At 62.4% G+C, this 23,528-nt stretch carries 16 protein-coding genes and 1 riboswitch; of the genes, 2 read left to right on the forward strand and 14 right to left on the reverse strand.

Annotated elements, in window-relative coordinates; genetic code table 11:
• Positions 1–28 precede the first annotated feature (28 nt).
• The gene (alaS, locus tag P3S72_RS23635; protein WP_276194496.1) at positions 29–2,647 is read right to left on the reverse strand and encodes an alanine--tRNA ligase; all 2,619 of its coding nucleotides are present in this window, start codon (positions 2,645–2,647) and stop codon (positions 29–31) included.
• Positions 2,648–2,793: 146 nt separating this feature from the next.
• Positions 2,794–3,798 carry a low-specificity L-threonine aldolase gene (gene ltaE / locus P3S72_RS23640; RefSeq protein ID WP_247395946.1) on the reverse strand — a complete coding sequence of 335 codons (1,005 nt, stop codon included), beginning with the start codon at positions 3,796–3,798 and terminating at the stop codon, positions 2,794–2,796.
• Between the two features lie 190 nt (positions 3,799–3,988).
• Positions 3,989–4,158, forward strand: a riboswitch (FMN riboswitch).
• Positions 4,159–4,271: 113 nt separating this feature from the next.
• On the opposite strand from ltaE, the gene P3S72_RS23645 reads away from it, so the two are divergent.
• Positions 4,272–4,781 carry a 6,7-dimethyl-8-ribityllumazine synthase gene (locus P3S72_RS23645; RefSeq protein WP_276194497.1) on the forward strand — a complete coding sequence of 170 codons (510 nt, stop codon included), beginning with the start codon at positions 4,272–4,274 and terminating at the stop codon, positions 4,779–4,781.
• A gap of 133 nt (positions 4,782–4,914) precedes the next feature.
• On the opposite strand, the gene astE is transcribed toward P3S72_RS23645, so the two are convergent.
• The 7 genes from astE to P3S72_RS23680 all read right to left on the reverse strand — a co-directional run bounded on the left by astE (position 4,915) and on the right by P3S72_RS23680 (position 12,742).
• Entirely contained in the window at positions 4,915–5,919 is a 1,005-nt protein-coding gene (gene astE, locus P3S72_RS23650; RefSeq protein WP_276194498.1) for a succinylglutamate desuccinylase, read from the reverse strand.
• An 11-nt stretch (positions 5,920–5,930) separates the two neighbouring features.
• Positions 5,931–6,221, reverse strand: coding sequence for a topoisomerase II (locus P3S72_RS23655; protein ID WP_247395951.1), 291 nt, complete (start codon positions 6,219–6,221; stop codon positions 5,931–5,933).
• 23 nt (positions 6,222–6,244) lie between these two features.
• The gene (gene astB, locus P3S72_RS23660; RefSeq protein ID WP_276194499.1) at positions 6,245–7,591 is read right to left on the reverse strand and encodes an N-succinylarginine dihydrolase; all 1,347 of its coding nucleotides are present in this window, start codon (positions 7,589–7,591) and stop codon (positions 6,245–6,247) included.
• Positions 7,592–7,746: 155 nt separating this feature from the next.
• The gene (gene astD / locus P3S72_RS23665) at positions 7,747–9,216 is read right to left on the reverse strand and encodes a succinylglutamate-semialdehyde dehydrogenase (protein WP_276197984.1); all 1,470 of its coding nucleotides are present in this window, start codon (positions 9,214–9,216) and stop codon (positions 7,747–7,749) included.
• A complete protein-coding gene (gene astA / locus P3S72_RS23670) occupies positions 9,213–10,238 on the reverse strand; it encodes an arginine N-succinyltransferase (protein WP_276194500.1) in 1,026 nt (341 codons plus the stop codon). Before astA ends, astD begins: the two co-directional genes overlap by 4 nt.
• 50 nt (positions 10,239–10,288) lie before the next feature.
• Positions 10,289–11,308 (reverse strand): arginine/ornithine succinyltransferase subunit alpha, encoded by a 1,020-nt coding sequence (gene aruF, locus P3S72_RS23675; RefSeq protein WP_276194501.1) that lies wholly within the window; start codon positions 11,306–11,308, stop codon positions 10,289–10,291.
• A gap of 213 nt (positions 11,309–11,521) precedes the next feature.
• The gene (locus P3S72_RS23680; protein WP_276194502.1) at positions 11,522–12,742 is read right to left on the reverse strand and encodes an aspartate aminotransferase family protein; all 1,221 of its coding nucleotides are present in this window, start codon (positions 12,740–12,742) and stop codon (positions 11,522–11,524) included.
• 309 nt (positions 12,743–13,051) lie between these two features.
• Here P3S72_RS23680 and P3S72_RS23685 point away from each other — a divergent pair, with 309 nt between their 5' ends.
• Complete coding sequence (locus P3S72_RS23685; RefSeq protein ID WP_276194503.1) at positions 13,052–18,973, forward strand: DUF6543 domain-containing protein; 5,922 nt, start codon at positions 13,052–13,054, stop codon at positions 18,971–18,973.
• A 26-nt stretch (positions 18,974–18,999) separates the two neighbouring features.
• Here P3S72_RS23685 and argR read toward each other — a convergent pair whose 3' ends face one another.
• The 5 genes from argR to P3S72_RS23710 all read right to left on the reverse strand — a co-directional run bounded on the left by argR (position 19,000) and on the right by P3S72_RS23710 (position 23,491).
• Entirely contained in the window at positions 19,000–19,980 is a 981-nt protein-coding gene (argR, locus tag P3S72_RS23690; protein ID WP_247402133.1) for a transcriptional regulator ArgR, read from the reverse strand.
• Between the two features lie 220 nt (positions 19,981–20,200).
• Positions 20,201–20,965, reverse strand: coding sequence for an ATP-binding cassette domain-containing protein (locus tag P3S72_RS23695; protein WP_247402131.1), 765 nt, complete (start codon positions 20,963–20,965; stop codon positions 20,201–20,203).
• A 27-nt stretch (positions 20,966–20,992) separates the two neighbouring features.
• On the reverse strand, positions 20,993–22,105 hold the full coding sequence (locus P3S72_RS23700; protein ID WP_276194504.1) for a succinylglutamate desuccinylase/aspartoacylase family protein: 1,113 nt from the start codon (positions 22,103–22,105) through the stop codon (positions 20,993–20,995).
• Between the two features lies 1 nt (position 22,106).
• Positions 22,107–22,805, reverse strand: a complete 699-nt coding sequence (locus P3S72_RS23705; RefSeq protein ID WP_247402126.1) for an ABC transporter permease — start codon at positions 22,803–22,805, stop codon at positions 22,107–22,109.
• Entirely contained in the window at positions 22,802–23,491 is a 690-nt protein-coding gene (locus P3S72_RS23710) for an ABC transporter permease (RefSeq protein ID WP_010566615.1), read from the reverse strand. Before P3S72_RS23710 ends, P3S72_RS23705 begins: the two co-directional genes overlap by 4 nt.
• Positions 23,492–23,528 lie beyond the last annotated feature (37 nt).

Below are 23,528 nucleotides of genomic sequence, written 5' to 3' on the forward strand. Positions count from 1 at the left end.
ACTAGACCACGGGCTCATTCACAGCGCCTTAAATACCTGCCTCGACAAACGGCACGGTCAGGGCCAGGGCCGCGTCCAGGGCACCGGCATCAACACCACCGCCTTGTGCCATGTCCGGACGACCACCGCCCTTCCCGCCCACTGCCGCAGCGGCTTGCTTCATCAAATCACCGGCCTTGAGTTGGCCAGTCAGGTCTTTGGTTACACCGGCAACCAGAACGACCTTATCCTCATGGACACTGCCGAGCAGGATCACTGCGCGGCCGAGCTTGTTCTTCAACTGATCGACCAAGGCCAACAACGCCTTGCCGTCCTGGCCGTCCAGACGTACCGCCAGGACTTTCACGCCCTTGACGTCCTGGGCAGAAGCCGACAGGTCATCACCTGCCGCGCTGGCCGCCTTGGCTTGCAACTGTTCCAGCTGTTTCTCCAGGGCACGGTTGCGCTCCAGCACGGCGGACAGCTTGTCGATCAGATTGTCACGGCTGCCCTTGACCAGGCTGGCCGCTTCCTTGAGTTGCTCTTCGCCCGCATTGAGGTAGGCCAGGGCCGCAGCGCCGGTCACCGCTTCAATACGACGCACACCGGACGCAACACCGCCTTCGCTGATGATTTTCAGCAGGCCGATGTCGCCGGTACGGTTGGCGTGGATACCGCCGCACAGTTCCACCGAGAAGTTGCCGCCCATGCTCAGGACACGCACGTTGTCGCCGTACTTCTCGCCGAACAGCGCCATGGCGCCTTTGGCCTTGGCGGTCTCGATGTCGGTTTCCTCGGTTTCCACCGGGGTGTTCTTACGCACTTGGGCGTTGACGATATCTTCCAAGGCCTTGATCTGCGCAGGCTTGATCGCTTCGAAGTGGCTGAAGTCGAAACGCAGGCGCTGGCTGTCGACCAACGAACCCTTCTGCTGGACGTGCTCGCCCAACACCTGGCGCAGTGCAGCGTGCAGCAAGTGGGTGGCCGAGTGGTTCAGCGCAGTGGCGTGGCGCACGTCGGCGTCCACTTGGGTTTCCACCGGCGAACCGACGGTCAGGCTGCCCGACGCCAGCACGCCGTGGTGCAGGAACGCACCGCCGGTCTTGGTGGTATCGCGTACATCAAAACGACCGGAAGCAGCCTTGAGGAAACCACAGTCGCCAATCTGCCCACCGGATTCGGCGTAGAACGGCGTCTGGTCCAGGACCACCACGCCGTCATCGCCTTCGCTCAGGACGTCGACCGACTGGCCGTCTTTATACAGGGCGATCACTTTGGCCGAACCGTGGGTGGCCTTGTAGCCGGTGAACTCGGTGGCCACGTCAACCTTGACCAGGCTGTTGTAGTCCATACCGAAGGAACTGGCGGAACGTGCGCGTACACGCTGGGCTTCCATCTCGCGTTCGAAACCTTCCTCGTCGAGGGTCAGGTTGCGCTCACGGGCGATGTCGCCGGTCAGGTCCATCGGGAAACCGTAGGTATCGTAGAGTTTGAACACCACGTCGCCCGGCACCACGCTGCCCTGCAGGCCGGCGAGGTCTTGCTCGAGGATCTTCAGACCCTGTTCCAGGGTCTTGGCGAACTGCTCTTCTTCAGCCTTGAGCACGCGCTCGATGTGCGCCTGGTTCTGGGTGAGTTCCGGGAAGGCCTCGCCCATTTCGGCGACCAGCGCCGCGACGATCTGGTAGAAGAAGCTGCCGTTGGCGCCCAGCTTGTTACCGTGGCGGCAGGCGCGACGGATGATACGGCGCAGCACGTAGCCACGGCCTTCATTCGACGGCAGCACGCCGTCGGCAATCAGGAAACCGCAGGAACGGATGTGGTCAGCCACCACTTTGAGCGATGCCTGCTCTTCATTGGCGCAACCGATGGCCTTGGCGGCAGCGGCCAGCAGGCTCTGGAACAGGTCGATTTCGTAGTTGGAGTGAACGTGCTGCATCACCGCACTGATCCGCTCCAAGCCCATGCCGGTGTCCACCGACGGCGCCGGCAGCGGATGCAGCACGCCATCGGCGGTGCGGTTGAACTGCATGAACACGTTGTTCCAGATCTCGATGTAACGGTCGCCGTCTTCTTCTGGCGAACCCGGTGGGCCGCCCCAGATATCGGCGCCGTGATCGTAGAAAATCTCGGTACAAGGGCCGCACGGGCCGGTATCGCCCATGGTCCAGAAGTTGTCGGAGGCGTAAGGCGCGCCCTTGTTGTCGCCGATACGCACCATGCGCTCAGGCGGCACACCGACTTGCTGGGTCCAGATGTCGTAGGCCTCGTCATCGCTGGCGTAGACGGTGACCCAGAGCTTTTCCTTCGGCAGTTTCAGCACGCCAGTGAGGAAGGTCCAGGCGAAGGTGATCGCATCTTGCTTGAAATAGTCGCCAAAGCTGAAGTTGCCGAGCATTTCGAAAAACGTGTGGTGACGGGCGGTGTAGCCGACGTTTTCCAGGTCGTTGTGCTTGCCACCGGCGCGCACGCATTTCTGGCTGCTGACCGCGCGGGTGTAGGCGCGCTTTTCCTGGCCCAGGAAACAGTCCTTGAACTGGTTCATCCCCGCGTTAGTGAACAGCAGGGTAGGGTCATTGCCTGGGATCAAGGAGCTGGAGGCGACACGGGTGTGACCTTGCTCTTCGAAGAAGCGAAGGAAGGCTTCACGGATTTCTGCGCTTTTCATTAGGTTCTTCCACGGAGTCTGAGGCCAAAGGCCAGTGCGCAACATCATCAGACGGAGCGACGGCAAAGGGCCGCATTATATCGGCCCTTTGCCGGTGGTACAGCGTGTTTATGTGATAGAAACAGTCAATTAGACAGTCTGCACTGTCATTTCCGAGAAAACTCGACGAATGCCTGCACCACGTGCTCGATCTGCGCCCGGCTCACGTCCAGGTGCGTGACCATGCGCAGACGCGGCGCAGCGCTCAACTTGATGCCGCGCTCGGCGGCAAATACCTTCAAGGCCTGCGCCTGGTCGCCGAGCTGTACATAGACCATGTTGGTCTGCACCGGCTCCACCGTATAACCGGCTTTGCGCAGTTCATCCCCCAGCCATTGGGCGTTGGCGTGGTCGTCGGCCAGGCGCTGCACTTGATGGTCCAGGGCATACAGCCCGGCCGCCGCCAGGGAACCGGCCTGGCGCATACCGCCGCCGACCATCTTGCGCAGGCGCCGCGCCTTGGCGATCAACGCCGTGGAACCGCACAACACCGAACCAATCGGCGCGCCCAGGCCCTTGGACAGGCACACCGACACCGAATCGAAATGCCGGGTAATCTCCCGCGCGTCCACGTCGAGCTTGACCGCCGCGTTGTAGAGCCGTGCGCCGTCAAGATGCAGGGCCAGCCCATGCTCACGGGTAAACGCACGCGCCTTGGCCAGGTATTCCAGCGGCAATACCTTGCCCTGCATGGTGTTCTCCAACGCCAGCAGGCGGGTGCGGGCGAAGTGGAAATCATCGGGTTTGATCGCTTCGAGCACTTGATCCAAATCGAGGCAACCGTCCGCCTGCACCTCCAACGGTTGCGGCTGGATCGAACCCAGCACGGCCGCGCCGCCGCCTTCGTACTTATAAGTGTGGGCCTGCTGACCGACGATGTATTCCTCGCCACGCTCACAGTGGGCCATCAACGCCAGCAGGTTGCTCATGGTGCCGGTGGGCACGAACAACGCCGCAGCGAACCCCAGGCGCTTGGCCAGTTCGGCCTCCAGGCGGTTGACGCTGGGGTCTTCGCCATACACGTCATCGCCGCTGACGGCGCAGGCCATCGCATCGAGCATGCCGGGGGTGGGTTGGGTCACGGTGTCGCTGCGCAGGTCTATCACGGTCATCAAACTGGCCTCTGACGGGTTGGGCGTTTTTTCGTACTGACGATTACTGCGGGTAAAGCGACGGAATATCAAGTCCCATGCAGCGTCAATCGAATATCGATCGAACAAACCGATATAGGCTATCGATACGGCAATCGTGCAGTTTCTGAAAAACCATGTTAAAAACTCTCCGCCGCCAGGGTTCTGGCGGAAACGTTCTCAGGGCGGGGTGCAATTCCCCACCGGCGGTAATTGCGCGCAATGTGCATAGCCCGCGAGCGCTTGGCGCCTCGAACTGCTCCGGCAGGACGGCGACAAGGTCAGCAGACCCGGTGTGATCCCGGGGCCGACGGTCATAGTCCGGATGAAGAGAGAACGGGATTGGCGCCAAAGGGCCGCGCGCGGAGTTCATGCTTGCATGACCCAGCGGGTCGTACCCTTAAATCCCATTCGATTCATAACGCCCTGTTTTTTTCTTAAACAGGAGTCAGAACATGCAACCCACCGCAATCGACAGCAAAAGCAAAAACCACCACGGCGAGCGCGTCGCGTTTATCCAGGCCTGCTGGCACAAGGATATTGTCGACCAATCGCGCAAAGGCTTCCTCAGCGAAATGATCGCCCTGGGTTACCAGGAATCGGACATCGATTTCTTCGAAGTCGGTGGCGCCTTTGAAATGCCCCTGCACGCCAAGCTGCTGGCCAAGACCGGCCGTTACGCCGGCATCGTTGCCGCGGCCCTGGTGGTGGACGGCGGCATCTACCGTCACGAGTTCGTGGCCCAATCGGTGGTCAGCGGCCTGATGCAGGTTCAGCTGGAAACCGAAGTGCCGGTGTTCTCGGTGTCCCTGACCCCGCACCACTTCCACGCGGGCAGCGAGCACCACACCTTTTTCCATGATCATTTCGTGCACAAGGGCCAGGAAGCTGCGCGCACGTGCGCCGACACCTTGCACAAGGTGCGTGCAATCCGCCGCAGCGAGCCACGGGCTGTAGCGGTTTAAGCAACACTGCAAAACAAAATGTGGGAGGGGGCTTGCCCCCGATTGCAGTGTAACAGTCAGAAATTTTTTAACTGACAGACCGCTATCGGGGGCAAGCCCCCTCCCACATTTGAATCCGGTTACGTCTTGAGACCTATGCCAAGCCCGCGTCCGTGGTCGGCACGATCAATATCCCTGCCCGCAAGCCATTCTTAACCTTCGGGTTGGGGAAGATGATGCGCGCACCCTCCTCCTCGATCACCCAGCGGGTCTTGGCGACGTCTTCGGCGAGCAGATAACCCTTTTCCAATTCCGAAAAGTTTTCTACATCCGCCGGCAAGTGCAGCAGGAAAGCATCGCTGTGCTTGATGACTTCCCGCGACACGGCGAACAGTTTCAACCCCTCCAGACTGTCAGTCTCAGGCTCGGTGCCTTCGATGATCTGCTTGAGGCGCAGCTCCAGGCGGGAAACATTCACGCCCTGGTTCTGCCCGAACGGCCGCGCCTTGCCCAGTTCCAGGGTGAAGGCCTCGGCCTCCAACTGCTCGTAGGTAAACGCGGTGAAAGTGATCGAACTCTTGTTCTGCAGCAACACCGCTTCCATGCCGGCAGCGTTCAGGCGGGCCAGTTCGTGGCGTGAATGCTGGCGCCCGTCCTTCCACGGGTAGAGCGCAAACTGCTCGACCTTCGAGCCGCGAATGGCGGTGTGCAGGTCGTAATGCAGGCGCGCACGGCCAGGCAGGCTGAAGAAGCTGCGAGCCAATTGTTCCAGCTCGGCGGCGCGCATGGCTTCAGGGCCGATGTTTTTTTCGTGACGACCGTTGAACAGCCGGTTGACGTCCAGTTCGAGGAAACGCTCGCCGCGACGCATGGCCTCGGGGTTGCCGAACAGGAACAGAATACGGGTGCGGGGCTTGATCTCCCCACGGGCGATGCCATGCAACAGGCGGTCGAGCAGTTCGATCGGCGCGGTTTCGTTGCCATGGATGCCGGACGACAGCAGCACGTCGCTGCCGTTGTCCCGCGCTTGCGGCGGGCGCACTTCGAGCGCGCCTTCGCTGAGCCAGCGCATCTGCACGCCGTCGACAGTCAGTTGAATTTTTTGCGCCGGTTCACGACCGGCGAGCGTCAGTTCAAGGAGTTTGCCGAGGGCGAGCATAAGCAGCTTCCTTAGTGGTTGCAGCCTGGGCCGTGGACGTGATCGTCGTCGTCACCCTCAACCTCGGCCGGTTCCATTTCGAGTTGCAGGCTCATCAGGTTGGTGGCCAGTGGGCGCATCAGCAGGTTGGCGTACTCGGCGTCGCCTTCTTCCACATCCACACCGATCAGCAGTTGGCCACGGCCGTCGTGCTGAATCCAGACTTCCTTGCCCTGCCAGATCACGGCAACGCGGGTGCAGGAGGTTTCCAGTTGGGTGCCGTCGGTGTCTTCAAGGATCAGTTGCAGGGTATCGGTGCTCATAAATAGCTCTCAGCCGTGTGGCATTAATTGATCTGAAAAGGATATACCGCGCCCAGTTTAAGGATTTGCGTCAGTTCATCCAATGCCGTCCGGCACTCAACCAGCAATTGCGGGTCAGCCAGATCGCTTTCGCGCAGGCTGTCGCGGTAGTGCTTGTCGACCCACTGGGTCAGCGTCTCATACAACGGCGCGGTCATGATAACCCCAGGGTTCACCGCCGCCAGCTCGGTTTCGTTCAACCCCACGCGCAAACGCAGGCACGCCGGGCCACCCCCGTTCTGCATGCTTTGCTTGAGGTCGAAGACCTTGACTTCGCGGATCAAACCACCGGCACCGGTGAGGCCCAGCAGATACTGCCAGACGCGCGTGTTAGCGCGGCACTCTTCCGGCACGATCAGCAGCATCGAGCCGTCGGCGCGGGTCAGCAATTGGCTGTTGAACAGGTAGGAACGCACGGCGTCTTCGACGCTGACCTGGGCACGCGGCACACACACCGACTGGAAGTTACCGCCCAGCTTGCCCAACTTGGCCTGCAGCTCGCCAAGCATCTGCTCGGTGTTGAGGAACGCGTCCTCGTGATAGAACAGCACTTCGCCATTGCCCACCGCGATCACATCGTTATGGAACACGCCCGCATCGATCACCGCCGGGTTCTGCTGGGCGAAGACCACGCCGCCATCGTTCAGGCCGTGCAGGCGGGCGACGGCTTGGGACGCTTCGAGGGTCTGGCGCGCCGGGTACTTCTGCGGCGCCGGGTAACGGGTGTCGAACGCGCTGCGGCCGAACACGAAAAACTCGACGCCCGCCTCGCCATAGTCACGGCAGAAACGTGTGTGGTTGGCCGCACCTTCGTCGCCGAACTGCGCCACCGCCGGCAACGCGGCGTGGTGGGCGAAGTGTTTCGCATCGGCAAACATCGCCCCCAGCACGCGGCTGGTAGTCGGGTGTTCGATGCTGCGGTGGTATTTGCAGTTGAGGTTGGCGGCGGTGAAATGCACGCGGCCATCCGCCGTGTCGGCGCTCGGGCTGACGGTGGCGGCGTTGGCCACCCACATGCTCGACGCGGAGCAACTGGCGACCAGCAGCGGCATGGCCTGCTTGGCCGCTTGCTCGATGACCTGGGCATCGCTGCCGCTGAAGCCGAGGTTGCGCAAGGTGGCCACGTCCGGACGTTCCTGCGGTGCGAGCACGCCTTGCACAAAGCCCATGTCCATCAGCGCTTTCATTTTTTGCAGGCCCTGCAACGCCGCTTCCTTCGGGTTGGAAGCCTGCTGGCTGTTGCTCTGGGACGCGACGTTGCCGTAGGACAAACCGCCGTAGTTATGGGTCGGCCCCACTAGACCGTCAAAATTGACTTCATAGGATTTCATCGGCGAGGCTCCACGAACATCTGTTTTTATAGGCATCTAATGACTTGAATACACCACCAACCAAATGTGGGAGGGGGCTTGCCCCCGATAGCAGTCTGCCAGTTGATGAATCAGGTGACTGATCCACCGCTATCGGGGCAAGCCCCCTCCCACATTTAGATCAGTGTAATGCCGGGGGTGAGTGTGGCTGGAACCACAAGGCTCGGGGTCTCCAGCGACGCCACCGGGTACGCACAATAATCCGCCGCGTAATAGGCGCTGGCGCGATGGTTGCCCGATGCCCCGACACCGCCGAACGGCGCGGTACTCGCGGCGCCGGTCAATTGTTTGTTCCAGTTGACGATCCCGGCGCGGCTTTCCAGCCAGAACTGCTGGTAACGCGCTTCGGAATCCGACAACAAGCCAGCGGCCAGGCCGTACTGGGTGTTGTTGGCTTCGGCAATCGCCGCTGCGAAATCAGCGTAGCGGATCACCTGCAACAGCGGGCCGAACAGCTCTTCGTCGGCACGTTCGCTCACCTCGGTGACGTCAATGATGCCCGGCGTCAGCAACGCAGCCTGATCCTGCGGCTGGGTCATTTCCAGCAGCGCCACGGCGCCGTTGGCCAACAGCAGTTCCTGGGCGTACATCAAGGCTTTCGCCGCTGCCAGGGAAATCACCGAGCCCATGAACGGCGCCGGTTGCTGGTCGAACGCGCCGACGGCAATCGTCGCGCTGACCGCCACCAGCCGCGCCAGCAACGCATCGCCCCAGGCGCCTTCGGGCACCAGCAAGCGACGGGCACAGGTGCAGCGCTGGCCGGCCGAGATAAACGCCGATTGAATGATGGTGTACACCGCCGCATCCACGTCGGCCACTTCATCCACCACCAGCGGGTTGTTGCCGCCCATTTCCAGGGCGAGGATCTTGTCCGGACGCCCGGAGAACTGCTGGTGCAAGTGGTTGCCGGTGCGGCTGGAGCCGGTGAAGAACAACCCGTCGATACCCGGGTTGGCCGCCAGGGCGATCCCGGTTTCCCGCGCACCTTGCAGCAGGTTCAACACGCCCGCCGGCAGGCCCGCTTCGATCCAGCATTGCACGGTCAACTCGGCGACTTTCGGGGTCAGCTCGCTTGGCTTGAACAACACGGTATTGCCCGCCAGCAACGCCGGGACGATATGGCCGTTAGGCAGGTGACCGGGGAAGTTGTAAGGGCCAAACACCGCCACCACACCGTGGGGCTTGTGGCGCAACACCGCGGTGGCGTCGCCCAGCGGGCTGCTCTTCTCGCCGGTACGCTCGCGGTAGCTTTGCACCGAGATCGCGATCTTGTTGGCCATGCTGGTGACTTCGGTGGCCGATTCCCACAGTGGCTTGCCGGTTTCCTCACCGATGCAGCGGGCGATTTCATCGGCGCGTTTTTTCAAGGTAGTGGCGAAGGCTTCGAGCACGGCGATGCGCTCTTCCAGCGAACGCCGGGCCCACGCCGGAAACGCCTGGCGCGCGGCCTGCACGGCGGATTCGACCTGCTCGGCGCTGGCGCCCTTACCGGCCCACAGCACGTGCTGGGTCACCGGGTTGCGCGACTCGAACAGTTCACCCTGGCCAGCCAGCCAGCTACCTGCGATATACAGCGAATTCATTATTTCGACTCCCGAGCAGCGGACAACGGTACGGCACGCACTTGATCGCCCACCACCAGTTGCAGGCGTTTGGCGGTCAATGGATCGACCACCAGCGTGCCTGCCGCCAGGCGAGCCGGTGCGGCGGTGATGCGGCACTCTTCGCGCTTGCGGTTATGGATCAGGAACGGCGTGGCGTCGTCCCCCGGCGTGCCGATGGCGAGCACCAGCGACTGACTGTCGCGCACCGCACGAATCTTGCTGGTCTCGCATTCCACCGCCGGGCCGGCATCGAAGATGTCGACATAGCCCTGGTAGCTGAACCCTTCGCTCTTGAGCATGCTCAGCGCCGGCTCGGTGTCCGGGTGGACCTTGCCGATCACGTTGCGCGCATCCTCGGAGAGGAAGCAGCTGTACAGCGGAAATTTCGGCATCAGCTCGGCGATAAAGGCTTTGTTGCCCACGCCGGTAAGGTAGTCGGCCTGGCTGAATTCCATCTTGAAGAAGTGCCGGCCCAGGCTTTCCCAGAACGGCGAGCGCCCGGCTTCGTTAGACACGCCGCGCATCTCGGCGATGATCTTGTTGCCGAACAGCTGCGGGAACTCCGCGATAAACAGCAAGCGCGCCTTGGCCAGCATGCGGCCGTTGAGGCCGTTGCGGTAATCGGCGTGCAGGAACAACGAGCACAGTTCGGAGTTGCCGGTGAGGTCGTTGGCCAGGAACAGCGTCGGGATCTCGCGGTAGATATTCAGCTCCTGGGAGGCGCTGACGGTCAGGCCGACCCGGAAGTTGTACCAGGGCTCGCGCAGGCCGACGGCGCCAGCGATGGCGGAAATGCCCACCACGCGGCCTTCGTCGTTTTCCAGCACGAACAGGTAGTCGGCATCCCCGCGCCCGGCTTCGCCACGGAAGGTTTTTTCCGCCCAGCCAACCCGGTGGGCCAGGCGTTCTTCGTTGGCCGGCAAGGTGGTCAGGCCGGTGCCGGTGCTGCGCGCCAGATCAATCAGGGCTGGTAAATCGCTGCTGCGTACAGGACGAACGATCATGCTATCTCCTCAGACGGGCCGCCCGTTCAGGCCACCCGCAAAACTCTGCTTTAAACCGCAACCAAACGCACGCTGGCGCCTTCACCGACGCCCAGGGCTTCGGCCGCGTCCAGGTCCAGGGTCACCGGTTTGCCGGGCGCGTAGTCCAGTTCCAGCATCACCGCGCGGTAATCCTGCAACTGCGCGTTACTCACCAGGTACTGGCGACCGACACCCTTGACCCGCTCGCCGATCTTCACTGGCACCACGCGGCTCTGGGCGATCGAGCGAATGCCCGAGATCCGTGCGTGCAGCGTCGGGCCGCCGTCGAAGATGTCGATGTAGTGATCGGTCTCGAAGCCTTCGCGCATGAGGATGTCGAAGGTGATCTGCGCACGCGGATGCACCTGGCCCATCGCTTCCTGGGCTTCATCCGGCAGCAGCGGCACATAGATCGGGTAGTGCGGCATCAGCTCGGCGAGGAACGTGCGGCTTTTCAGCCCGCACAGGCGCTCGGCGGCGGCGTAGTTGAGGTCGAAGAAGTTGCGCCCGATGGCGTCCCAGAACGGCGAATCACCGTGCTCGTCGCTGTAGCCGACAATTTCGGTCACCACCGAGTCGGCAAAGCGCTCGGGGTGGCTGGCAACGAACAACAGGCGGCCACGGGAATTGAGTTCCGACCACGGCGAACCGACCAGCTCGGGCACCACGTAGAAGCTGGTGAGCAGGCTGTTGCCGGTGAGGTCATGGCACTGGGAAAGCACGTGGATCTTGTTGTGGATCTTCAACTCACGGGAGGCGTGGACGAAGGTCTCGTTACGGAAGCTGTAGAACGGCTCCGAGTAGCCGGCCGAGGCGACGATGGCCGAGCAGCCCGCGAGTTTGCCGGTCTCGGTGTCTTCCAGCACGAAGAAATAGCTTTCTTCACCGTTGAAACTGACCTCGGCAGCGAAGGACGCTTCGCTCGCGGCGATCTTGTCGCTCAGGCGTTCCACATCATCCGGCAAGGAGGTGACACCAATCGGGCTGTCCGCAGCCAGACGCTGTACCTCGCCCAGATCAGCCATTTGCGCGGGGCGCATCACCAGCATGGTGTCACTCCTTAACTCGAAAAACTCATAGGAAAAAAAATACCGGACAGGTCAGGAACAACACATATCCCAATGTGGGAGGGGCGGTGCGACGATTCGACTTGCCCCCGATAGCGGTGTATCAGTCACCAGATGTATCAACTGACAGACTGCTATCGGGGGCAAGCCCCCTCCCACATTTGACCTGGGTCCGGCCGACAGAAGGTGCAGCTATCAGGCTTGGGTCAGCGTTTTTACCGCACGTTCGAAGCGGTCCAGGCCTTCATTGATGTCCGCATCGTCGACCACCAGGCTCGGCGCAAAACGCACCACGTCGGGGCCGGCTTGCAGGATCATCAGGTTTTCTTTCTCGGCCGCGTTGAACACGTCCTTGGCCTTGCCTTTCCAGGCGTCGCTCAACACGCAACCGAGCAGCAGGCCCAGGCCACGCACTTCGCTGAAGATCCCGTATTGTTTGCCGATCTGTTCCAGGCGGGCCTGGAACAGGTCGTGCTTGGCGTTGACGCCGGCCAGCACTTCAGGCGTGTTGATCACATCGAACACCGCCCCCGCCACCGCGCACGCCAGCGGGTTGCCGCCGTAGGTGGTGCCGTGGGTGCCGACCACCAGGTGCTTGGCCAGGGCCTCCGTGGTGAGCATGGCGGCAATCGGGAAACCGCCGCCCAGGCTCTTGGCGCTGGTGAGGATGTCCGGCACTACACCGTAGTGCTGGTAGGCGAACAGGTGGCCGCTGCGGCCCATGCCGGTCTGCACTTCGTCGAACACCAGCAGCGCGTCGTGGGCGTCGCACAGTTCGCGGGCGCCTTGCAGGTAGGCCAACTCGGCCGGCAGTACGCCGCCCTCGCCCTGGATCGGTTCCAGCACCACGGCGCAGGTCTTGTCCGACACGGCGGCTTTCAGCGCGGCCAGGTCGTTGAACGGCACGTGGGTGATGCCGGTGATCTTAGGCCCGAAACCGTCGGAGTACTTCGACTGGCCACCGACGTTGACGGTGAACAGGGTGCGGCCGTGGAAGCTGTTCAGTGCCGCGATGATCTCGTATTTTTCGCTGCCGAAGCGGTCGAACGCCACGCGACGGGCCAGCTTGAACGCAGCCTCGTTGGCTTCGGCGCCGGAGTTGCAGAAGAACACGCGCTCGGCAAAGGTCGCGTCGATCAGCTTGTGGGCCAGGCGCAGGGCCGGCTCATTGGTGAAGACGTTGGAAACGTGCCACAGCTTGTTGGCCTGTTCGGTCAAGGCACCGACCAGTACCGGGTGGGCATGGCCCAACACGTTGACCGCGATGCCGCCGGCAAAGTCGATCAGCTCGCGACCCGCCTGGTCCCACACGCGCGAACCTGCGCCGCGCACGGGGATGAATGCGGCAGGTGCGTAGTTGGGCACCATGACCTGGTCGAAATCGGCACGTTGCACCGGGGCTTGCTCAACGGACATCGGAGTCTCCTGAAGAGGAACGCCCGCCTGGAACTGGCGGGCGATGCAGGGATTGTAAGGACAGTTTTCAGTGCGGCCTTGCCGCCAAGCGACAACTTCTTATAGCGCCAACCCGCGATTTTGGCGGGTTTACGCCAATGCGACAAATAGCATCGCAATGGCGCAGTTTAAACGCTCGCGGGTCGCAACGGCAGGTGGTCAAGCAGGATAGCCATAACTTGGCTGGCGGCCTGCTATCTATCTACCCCCCGTCGGCCGCCCGATGTTGTTTTGCTGATACGCCTGTTCATCATGCAAAGGCGTTTCCCCGTGACTCAACCCACCCCGCCCCTCGAACTCGCAGACCTGTCGACCTATCGCGACCTGCACATGGATATCCTCGAGCACGCCGTGCCCGCCTGGCTGCCCGCCACCTCCGCCGCCAAGCGCGCCGCACTGAGCAACGTGCAGCCAGTCATCCCGGCCTGGTACAAAAGCGCCTCCGCCCAGGACCACGACACCCTGAAAACCCGGGTCAATAGCGCCTGGCGCGCACAACAGCAGGTCGACCAGGCGATGGCCAACCTGAAATCGCCGCAAGACTTCGGCGCGCCGCTGCTGCAACAGCGGCTCAAGCAGCGGTTCGGTATCGAGTTGGATGTCAGGACCACCTATCTGCGGCTCTATATTGCGCAGACCATCCCATGGTTTCCCGTGCGCACTGGGGCGGCAAGGACGTGGACCGTCTCGCTGCTCGAGGCGGCCCTGCACAACTTCGAAGCCGACGAACACTATGAAGCGCACTCCGGCTTCATCACCCCACCCACGAGCAGCGGGCAATTCGAGCCCCTGCCGGCCGTCGACGCACAGATCAGCATCGCGCAGTTCACCGCGCTATGCCGCGAACTGGACATCGGCGGCCACTACCAGCGCTACCTTGAGCAGTACTTCGACTTCAACAACCCGGTGGCCACGGCAAGCCTGCAAGGCAAGCTCAAGCACAGCCAGGCGGCGGACTTGAGCGTCGCGCTACAAATGGCCCGGATGAAAAAAGACCTGCGCGATGATCAGTCCTTCACGCTGCTGCAACGCCTGCTCAACGCCGACGACAGCCGCAACACCTGCTACCCGCTGCTGTGTTATGACCTGACGATCATGTCGAGCACCCTCACCGGCATCGTGCTGTTTGCCGAGAACATCGGCAGCCGCCAACCGGTGGGCCTGATCGCCTATATCCCCGACGATCCCTACGCGCCGCTCAAACAGTACCCCACGCTCGTGGCCTTCATGACTGCACTCGGGAACAACCTGCGCAGCGCCGAGTACCAGCAGTTCTTCAGCCGCTTCGTCAATCACGCAGAGCGCGGCCCATTCTTCGCCGACCTCAATCGCAGGCTGTCCAACGTCAGCTGGCACCTGCACACACGCGGCGACCCGCTGCCGTCCTGGCGCGAAACCCCCATCGACCAGCCACACCTGGCATTCCGCGCCACCGCCATCAGCGGCAACCTGTTCAGCCACCTGTTCCAGCGCAAACTCAGCAAGGTATTCAACGATGCCCGCACCCTCGCCGTGTCCACCGCCAGCGCCGATCAGAAAGCGCGCTGGGAACGCTGGGACATCGTGCGCAACATCGCCTCGGCACTGCTGCAAATCGCGGCATTCGTGGCCGCGCCCTTCGTCCCGCCGGTGGGCCTGCTGATGCTCGGCTACAGCGCCTACCAGATGCTCGATGACGCCTTTGAATGGATCGTCGACTGGGCCGTGGGCGACGTGACCGAAGCCTTCAAGCATTTATTGTCGTGCGTGGAGCAAGGCGTGCAATTGGGCCTGTTCATCGCCGGCGCGCCCCTGGCCAGCGGCGCGCTGCGCGCATTGCTGCCCGCCGAGGCGCTGCGGTTTTTCGAGCGCCTCAAGCCGGTGACGCTGCCCGATGGCAAGACCCGCCTGTGGAAACCCGACCTGACGCCCTATGCCCACGACCTGCAACTGGCGCCGCATGCCTACCCAAACGCGGAGGGCCTGCATGCCCACAATGGCACGCAGATCCTCAAGCTCGCGGACCAACCGTTCGTGGTCCAGACCGATCCCGTCACGCAACAGCCCTACCTGCAGCATCCCACGCGCACCAACGCCTACCGCCCGCCCCTGAGGAGCAACGGCAAAGGCGCCTGGCTGACCGAACTGGACAACCCGCTGAGCTGGGACAGCCTGACCCTGATGAAACGCCAGGGCCCTCACACCCAAGGCCTCAGTAACGATCAGTTGACGACGGCGCAGCGCATCAGCGCCACCGACGACGGCGCGCTACGCAGCCTGTACCTCAACCGCCACACACCGCCGCCGCTGCTGACCGATACGCTGCAACGGTTCAAGATCGACCAGACGCTGCAGGACTTCATCGATCAAATGAACAGCGACGACCCGGCGATCTACGCACGGGCCGATGGGCAGACCCAACTGCACCTGCTCGCCAACCTGGGCCTGTGGCCAAAAACCAAGACGTTGCGCTTTTTGGACGCTCGAGGCCGAACCCTGTGGGAGCTGCCCGGCGAAACCAACGCCAGCGTGGTGCAACTGCACGACGCCCAACTCAGCAACGGCGACTTGCTGAAGGCCCTGCTGGAAAGCCTCGACAAGGCGCAACGCAAGACCTTGCTCGGGGACGCCTTCGGCGACCCGGTCACCTCCCTGCACAACCAGGCGCTCAAACTCAGGAAAAAGCTGGCGGGCCTGGCCCAGGCACATCGGCGCGAACTGTTCGATGCGCGCTATCAAAGGCTCGACAGCCCCACCAACCCTCGGCAGCAGGTCATGCGCGAGCACACGCCCGGCCTACCGCTCAGCGCCGCCGATGCCGTGCTGGACAGCGCCAACAGCCTGGAACTGCAGGAAGTCGACCAAGGAAAAGTCCCGCCGCGCCTGCACCCGTTGGCTCAAACCCTGCGCGACGAAGCCCGCATCACCCAGGCCTACGAAGGGCTGTACCTGAACTCGACGGACACGCCGGACACCCATCGACTGGCCCTGCATTCCCTGGAGCGTCTACCGGGATGGGCGCGGAAAAAGCTGCGCCTCGAGATCAGAGATGCCGACGACGGCCTGATTGATGCAATCGGCAAACCGAAGGCGCGCATCAAGCGTGTGCTGGTGCGCTCCGCCGACGGCCGTTACACCCCGCAAGACAGCCGTGGCCCGCTGTCGGCGCCAACCGACCTGTACAGTGCCATCCTCCAGGCGCTGCCCGATGCCGAGCGCGATGCCCTGGGCCTGCGCATCGGCCAAGGCCCCGCCCTGCGCCAGGCACTGCGCAACCACACACTGGAACGCCAAGCCGCACGCACGCTGATCACCGCCCAAACGGCCCGCGCGCCCACCGACACGCGCACGCACCTGCGCCTGCTGGGCATGGACAACTATGCCCCGGCGCCTGCAGCCCCGGCGGCCGAGCCCGATTTGCATGGGCTGGCCCGCGCGCTGTTTCCTGCCCATACCGATGAGCAAATCGGTGAACTGCTGCAAGACCTCGGCAACCGTCCGGGCGGCGCCTTGCCGATCCTCACCGCGCTGCGCCAGGAGTACCTGCAGCTCGGTGAGGACGTGGCCGCCTGGGAAGCCGGCACGCCAAGGCGCTACCCGGATAGCGAGGTGAACATGAGCCGTCAGGAGTACCTCGATGTGCGGCAAAATCGCCACCTCTTCTCGCGTGAACTCATGCGTTGCTGGCGCCGAGAAACCGAGGCCGACCACTACTTCGACCCACCCGCCCGCAATGGTCAGAAACTCCGGCTGCCCTACCCGCTCCACGGAGAGTTGCCGGCGCTGCGCGCCAACTTCGAACACATCTCCTACCTGGAACTGTTCGGCGACCGGCGCGCATTGAATGTCGAGGCGTTCTTGCGCAGTTTTCCCAGGCTGCGTTACCTGAGCATCAGCCATGCCCAACTGGGCCAACTGCCGCCGGTCGTCAGCCGCCTGCCTCATCTCAACGCATTGATTCTCAGCGACTGCCACATCACCCTGACACCCGAGCATCTAAGCGCCCTGACGGCCATGAGCAGGCTGCGCGCCCTGGACCTGTTCAACAACCCGCTGGGGTCCACGCCCAGCGTTGCCAACATGCCTGAATTGCAATACCTGGACCTTTCCCACACCGGCATTTCTGCGCTGCCCGATGGTCTGCTCAGCCGACCGGCACTGGAACTGGCGGCGCTGTCTTACAACCGGATCACACAGTTACCGAGCGCGCTGTTTGAGCTGCCCGCAGACGCCCGCCACACCCTTGACCTGTCCGGCAACCCCCTGTCACGACCGAGCCTTGAGCAGGTGAAAGCCTACTTCCAACGGACCGGCCGCTATTGGGATATCGACGCATCAAATGTCGACATCCAGCGCGTCAATACGCTGTTCCCAGACTTCAGCGCGAACGAAGTCAACCGCTTCATCTTTGGCCTGCCGGGCAACCTGGAAATGGGCCAGATCGAATTGGCCCGACTGGAAGTGGACTATGCAGAGCTGTCTGCCGGGCTCGAAACCTGGGCGCGCCAGGCCGCTACGCCCGAGGAGCAAGTACGACGCCAAGCGTTCAAACGCTCGCTCCAGGCTTGCTGGCGCCGGGAGAGTGCGCTGGATGAACGCCATCCCCAGGCCATTCCCACGTACAGCCTGGAAACCCCCTCCCCGTTTACTGGAGAATTCCCCGCCATCAACAGCGTCTTCAGCCATGTTTCTTCATTGCGTCTGCTCGGCGCGGGCGACCCCTTCCCACTGCAATCGAGCCTGTTTTTCAGAGGGTTCCCGACGCTGAGCCACCTGTCTATCGAGCAGTATGGGCTGGGCGATATCCCCGGCGCGGTATTCGACTTGCCACAACTGTTATCCCTGCGCCTGCCCCATTGCCGCATCACGCTGTCAGCCGAGAGCGCCGCGTCTCTGGCGACGCTGGACCACTTGGAACAATTAGACCTGAGCCACAACCCACTGGCGCGGCTCCCGGACTTCGGCGCATTGCCCAGACTGGTCAGCGTCAACCTGCAAGCCACCGGCCTGGAGGCTATCCCCAACAGCCTGTTGACCGCCGTCGAGCGCAAGTGCGTCAACCTGAGCAACAACCTGATCAGCGAGATCCCCGCTGGCGCGTTCGGTTTATCCAGCACCGTCACCGGCGCCTTCGACCTCTCGCGCAACCCGCTGTCCAGGGCGGCGCTGTCGCAGATAAAGCGCTACAGCCAGCGCATCGGCGGGCATTTCCAGGCCGACGCGCCGACCGCCCTGCGAGACCGGATCAAAGCGCTGTACCCCACGTTCACCGACGGCGAAGCCAATCGCTTTTTCTTTGAATTGCCGGGTGACCTGGACGCGGCAGAGCCGGCCCTCAAGCGCCTGGAAGACCAATACAAAACACTGCGCGAAGACCTGCGACTGTGGATGCTGGACGTTCCAACCCGCCACCCGATCCTGGATGTGCCACTGGATGAACAAACACGCGCGCAGGATCAGCTCCACCGCCAGGCGTTCAAAACCTATCTGGAAGACGCCTGGCGCCGCGAAAGCGAAATGGACGACGACCACGACAGCCTCGAACCCACCCATAAGCTGGTGTTTGAAACCAACATCCTGGGCGACCTGCCGGAACTGAGCGCGCAGTTTGACCACGTGTCGTCCCTCGAAATCGAGGGTGAAGGCAGCATTACCGGGGTTGATGGGTTACTCAGGTGCTTCCCGAAACTGCGCAGGCTGATCCTCTCCAAGCACCACCTTGGCACTGTGCCACACAGCGTGTTCAGCCTGACCGAACTGAGCACCCTGAGCCTGACCGAGTCCGCTGTGCAATTGACGCCGCAGAGCATCAGCGCATTGGCCGAGATGAAGAGCCTGGTTTATCTGGATTTGAGCGAGAACCCGCTGGGACTGTCACCGGACGTCAGTCGCCTGAGCGAACTGGAGTCGCTGTACCTGCCCGACACCGCCCTGCGCGAAATGCCTCGCGGCGTGTTTGGCCTGCCTGAACTGCACACCCTGGACGTGAGTGACAACCTGATCGAAGGATTGCCCACCGACCTTCTGGAAATGGCCGCGCCGCTCGACGAGGTATCGGACTTCAGCGGTAACCCCTGGTCGGCGCAAAGCCTCAACGCCTTGCGCCAGTACTACCTGCAAACCGGTAACGACCTGGCAGTCGATGAAGCCCGGGTGGATTCAACCGGCACTGCGCTGGTCAGGTCCGACTCAACCGAGCCGATGGAGGAATAACGCGCCAGCCGGCACTCAGTCGGCACTCAGCCGCGCTCGGACGGCACCGACGACAACTCGAACGGGCTGCTGCTGCGCCGCTGGTTGCGGTCTTCGCGAGGGGTGGCGCCAAAGAAATTGCGGTAGGCGCTGGAGAAATGCGGCCCCGAGGAGAAGCCGCAGGACAGGCCGATCTGGATGATCGACTTGCTGGTTTGCATCAGCATCTGGCGGGCCTTGTTCAGGCGCAGTTCCAGGTAATACTGGCTGGGGACGCGATTGAGGTACTGCTTGAAGATGCGCTCCAGTTGTCGTCGCGACACGCAGACGTGCTGGGCGATTTCGTCGGTGGTCAGCGGCTCTTCGATGTTGGCTTCCATCAACAGAACGGCCTGGGTCAGCTTCGGATGGCTGGACCCCAGGCGGTTTTGCAGGGGGATGCGCTGGCGCTCGCCGCCTTCGCGGATGCGTTCCACCACCAGTTCTTCGGACACCGCACCGGCCAGCTCGGCGCCGTGATCACGGGCCAACACCGCCAGCAACAGGTCGAGTACCGACATGCCGCCACACGCGGTCAGGCGATCGCGGTCCCAGTCGAACAAATGGCTGGTGGCGATGACCTTGGGGAAGCGCTCGGCGAAATCGTCCTGCCAGCGCCAATGGACGGCGGCGCGGTAGCCGTCGAGCAAACCGAGCTGGGCCAGCGGGTAGACACCGGCCGACAAACCACCGACCACGCAACCGGCGCGCACCAGTTGCTTGAGCGCGGCGCTGAGCTGGGAAGCGATCACTGTGGGCGGTTCGTCGGCCACTAGGAATAGCTTTTGGAAGCCTTCTAGCTTGCCGGTCCACGGCCCGCCCGGCAGTTGCCAGGCGCCTTCGGTCTGCGGTTCGGCCTGCAGAAACGACAGTTCGTAGACCACCTCCGGATGCACCCGCTGAGCAACGCGCAAGGCCTCCTCAGCCAGCGCAAGCGTCAGTGCTTTTGTGCTGGGCCAAATCAGGAAACCAATTCGATGGGCAGTCATGGAGGGCTATCCGAAGCAAAAACAGTGAAAGAAGCCGTGGGCCAATGCTAGCCCGTAAATGAACACAAATCTCAAAAACGATGAACATCCAATGTGGGAGGGGCGGTGCGACGCTTCGACTTGCTCCCGATGGCGCTGTATCAGAATCAGATGTGCTGACTGACACTCAGCTATCGGGGGCAAGCCCCCTCCCACATAAAGCAGCGCTCACAAGGAGTGGCTACTTCAAGCTGCCGGAAAGGAACTGCTGAAGACGTTCGGACTGGGGATTGACCAGCACTTCGCGCGGGTTGCCGCGTTCTTCGACGATGCCTTTGTGCAGGAACACCAATTGGTTGGACACTTCACGGGCAAAGCCCATTTCGTGGGTCACCACCACCATGGTGCGGCCTTCCTGCGCCAGGTCCTGCATGACCTTGAGCACTTCGCCGACCAACTCCGGGTCCAGCGCCGAAGTGGGTTCGTCGAACAGCATCACCTCCGGCTCCATCGCCAGCGCTCGGGCAATCGCCACGCGCTGTTGCTCGCCACCGGACATATGGCCCGGGAACGCGTCCTTACGATGGCCTACGCCGACTTTGGCCAGGTAGTGCTCGGCCTTTTCCCGTGCGTCTTTTTTCGACATGCCCAGCACATGCACTGGGGCTTCCATCACGTTTTCCAGTGCAGTCATGTGCGACCACAGGTTGAAATGCTGGAACACCATGGACAGGCGCGAACGCATGCGTTGCAGCTGTTTCGGGTCGGCGGCCCGCAGGGCGCCGTCCTTGTTGGCCACCAGTTTCAGCTCTTCGTTATTGAGCAGGATCTTGCCAGCGTGGGGTTGCTCCAGCAGGTTGATGCAGCGCAAAAAGGTACTTTTGCCCGAACCACTGGAACCGATGATGCTGATCACATCACCGGCCGAAGCGGCCAGGGACACGCCTTTGAGCACTTCATGACTGCCATAGCGTTTATGCAGGTCTTGGACTTCAAGTTTGTACATGCGGTCGGTTCTCACAAAAACAGGTGGTCAGTCGTTGAGCAAGCGCCCGTGACGCAGCGCTTCGCGCCCCGCCACCTTGGCCAGCCAGAAACCCGCTTGGGCATAACGTAGCCGTTCAACGGCAAACAACACCCCCGAAGTGCCGGCGCGGATGATGCTCACGCGGTCTTCCAGAGGGTCAATCACTTCAAAAATCGGTTCGCCGGCGTCCACCCAGTCACCGGCTTTACGCAGGTAACTGATCACACCGGCATGCGGCGCAAACAGCAACTCGGTGCCTTCGAAGGGCACACCGTCGCAGGGTTCGTACTGTGGCGCCGGCCACTCACCGTTAATCAGGCCCTGTTCGGCGAGGAACGCGAGGATGCCTTCGGCGTGGAAGATTGCTTCATCGCGGCCGGTATCAGCCTGGCCGCCCAGTTCCAGGGTGGTCGCCAGGCATGCCAGCGGAATCTGCGCCTCGGGGAACGCCCGCGACAGACGCAGCCAGGGCAGCGAGCAGGCTTCATCGAACGAGCTGCCGCCGGAGTCTTCCGCCAGCAGGCCGACTTTCACATTCAAATGCGCCGACAGCGAACGCCACTGCGGCCAATGCTGGGGCAGTGCGTACATGTGCAGCGCAGCTTCGGCGTCGCAATGCAGGTCGAGGACGATGTCTGCGCTGCAGGCGTGGCTCAACAGCACGCGCTGCATGCCTTGCAACTGGCTGGCCGGCGCGGGCAACGCGTCAAGCGTAGCGCGCATCGCCTGGCGGATCACGCGCACGTTGGCATGGGGGTCGTCCCCGAGCTTGCCGTGCAACTGCGCGATCACCGGCTCGCTCAACTCGACGAAATCACGGTTGAAATTCTTGCCACTGCCAATCTCGAAACGCCCCTGGTGGCTGCCTTGCAGCAGTTGGCCAAGGCCCATCGGGTTGGCCACCGGCACCAGCTCGATCACGCCGTTGAGGGCGCCTTGCTGTTCCAGTTCGGTCAGGCGCTTTTTCAGCTCCCACGCGGCACGCATCCCCGGCAGTTCATCGGCGTGCAGGCTGGCCTGGATGTAGGCCTTGCGCTCGCCGCTGCCGAAACGGAACACGCTCAGTTGGCGCTCGCAGCCCAGGTGGCCCCACGGCAACAGGTGATCGATACGTTCCATATCAGTGCTTCCGTGGAGCCAGGTAGCTCAGCCAGCGGCGCTCGGCCAACTTGAACAAGCGCACCAGGATAAAGGTCAGGCACAGGTAGAACGCGCCGGCGGTGATATAGGCTTCGAACGGCAAATAGTACTGGGCGTTCACCGTGCGCGCGGCGCCGGTGATGTCGATCAGGGTGACGATGGACGCCAGGCTGGTGGTCTGCAGCATCATGATCACTTCGTTGCTGTACTGCGGCAGCGCACGGCGCAGGGCCGACGGCAGCAGGATGCGGCGGTACAGCTTGTAGCGCGACATGCCCATGGCCTTGGCCGCTTCGATCTCGCCATGGGGGGTGGCCTTGAGGCTCCCGGCAATGATCTCGGCGGTGTAGGCGCTGGTGTTGATCGCAAAGGCCAGGCACGCGCAGAACGTGGCGCTGGACAACAGCGGCCACAGGAAGCTCTCGCGCACCGCTTGGAACTGGGCCAGGCCGTAGTAGATCAGGAACAGCTGCACCAGCATCGGCGTGCCGCGGATCACATAGGTGTAGAGCCAGGCGATACCGTTGACGACCGGCTGCTTGGACACACGCATCAACCCCAGGGGCAAGGCGGCGAGCAAGCCGAAAAACAGCGACATTGCCAGCAATTTCAGGGTGGTCAGCAAGCCGCCAAGGTAAAGCGGCATGGCCTCCCAAATGACGTTGTAGTCGAAGATCATAGATCAGCCGCCCTTACGCCTACCGAGTAGCGCTTCTCAAGATGACGCAAGGCCAACAACGACACGCTGGTAATCACCAGGTACATCGCCGCCACTGCGAGGAAGAAGGTAAAAGGCTCGCGGGTGGCATCTGCCGCCTGCTTGGCCTTGAACATCATGTCTTGCAGGCCCACCACCGAAATCAGCGCGGTGGCCTTGGTCAGTACCAGCCAGTTGTTGGTAAACCCGGGGATCGCCAGCCGAATCATCTGCGGCACCATCACCCGGAAAAACACCTGAAAAGGGCTCATGCCATACGCCAGGCCGGCTTCAGCCTGGCCCTTGGGGATGGCCATGAAGGCGCCACGGAAGGTTTCCGAGAGGTAGGCACCAAAGATGAAACCCAGGGTGCCGATACCGGCGGCCAAGGGGTTCAAGTCGATATAGTCGTCATAGCCAAGCATCGGCGCGACGCGGTTCAGCAGGTCCTGACCACCGTAGAAAATCAGCAGGATCAGCACCAGGTCGGGAATCCCACGGATCACCGTGGAGTACAAGTCACCCAGCCAGGCCAACCAGCGCACCGGCGACAGGCGTAACGCGACCCCGATCAGACCCAGAACAATGGCCAAGGCCATGGACGACAAGGCGAGCTGAAGCGTCAACCATGCGCCATCGAGGATGACGGCCCCGTAGCCTTTCAACATGATTCAGGTCCTCGAAAAGGGGGATGAAAAAATGGCG

This window comes from Pseudomonas sp. D3, assembly GCF_029320995.1.
Lineage (GTDB): Bacteria > Pseudomonadota > Gammaproteobacteria > Pseudomonadales > Pseudomonadaceae > Aquipseudomonas > Aquipseudomonas paraveronii.

Bases quoted from the DNA above. Each gene is read 5' to 3' on its own strand.
- alaS (WP_276194496.1), bottom strand. From the start codon at position 2,647: ATGAAAAGCGCAGAAATCCGTGAAGCCTTCCTTCGCTTCTTCGAAGAG.
- ltaE (WP_247395946.1), bottom strand. From the start codon at position 3,798: ATGACCGTGATAGACCTGCGCAGCGACACCGTGACCCAACCCACCCCC.
- P3S72_RS23645 (WP_276194497.1), top strand. From the start codon at position 4,272: ATGCAACCCACCGCAATCGACAGCAAAAGCAAAAACCACCACGGCGAG.
- astE (WP_276194498.1), bottom strand. From the start codon at position 5,919: ATGCTCGCCCTCGGCAAACTCCTTGAACTGACGCTCGCCGGTCGTGAA.
- P3S72_RS23655 (WP_247395951.1), bottom strand. From the start codon at position 6,221: ATGAGCACCGATACCCTGCAACTGATCCTTGAAGACACCGACGGCACC.
- astB (WP_276194499.1), bottom strand. From the start codon at position 7,591: ATGAAATCCTATGAAGTCAATTTTGACGGTCTAGTGGGGCCGACCCAT.
- astA (WP_276194500.1), bottom strand. From the start codon at position 10,238: ATGATCGTTCGTCCTGTACGCAGCAGCGATTTACCAGCCCTGATTGAT.
- aruF (WP_276194501.1), bottom strand. From the start codon at position 11,308: ATGCTGGTGATGCGCCCCGCGCAAATGGCTGATCTGGGCGAGGTACAG.
- P3S72_RS23680 (WP_276194502.1), bottom strand. From the start codon at position 12,742: ATGTCCGTTGAGCAAGCCCCGGTGCAACGTGCCGATTTCGACCAGGTC.
- argR (WP_247402133.1), bottom strand. From the start codon at position 19,980: ATGACTGCCCATCGAATTGGTTTCCTGATTTGGCCCAGCACAAAAGCA.
- P3S72_RS23695 (WP_247402131.1), bottom strand. From the start codon at position 20,965: ATGTACAAACTTGAAGTCCAAGACCTGCATAAACGCTATGGCAGTCAT.
- P3S72_RS23700 (WP_276194504.1), bottom strand. From the start codon at position 22,105: ATGGAACGTATCGATCACCTGTTGCCGTGGGGCCACCTGGGCTGCGAG.
- P3S72_RS23705 (WP_247402126.1), bottom strand. From the start codon at position 22,805: ATGATCTTCGACTACAACGTCATTTGGGAGGCCATGCCGCTTTACCTT.
- P3S72_RS23710 (WP_010566615.1), bottom strand. From the start codon at position 23,491: ATGTTGAAAGGCTACGGGGCCGTCATCCTCGATGGCGCATGGTTGACG.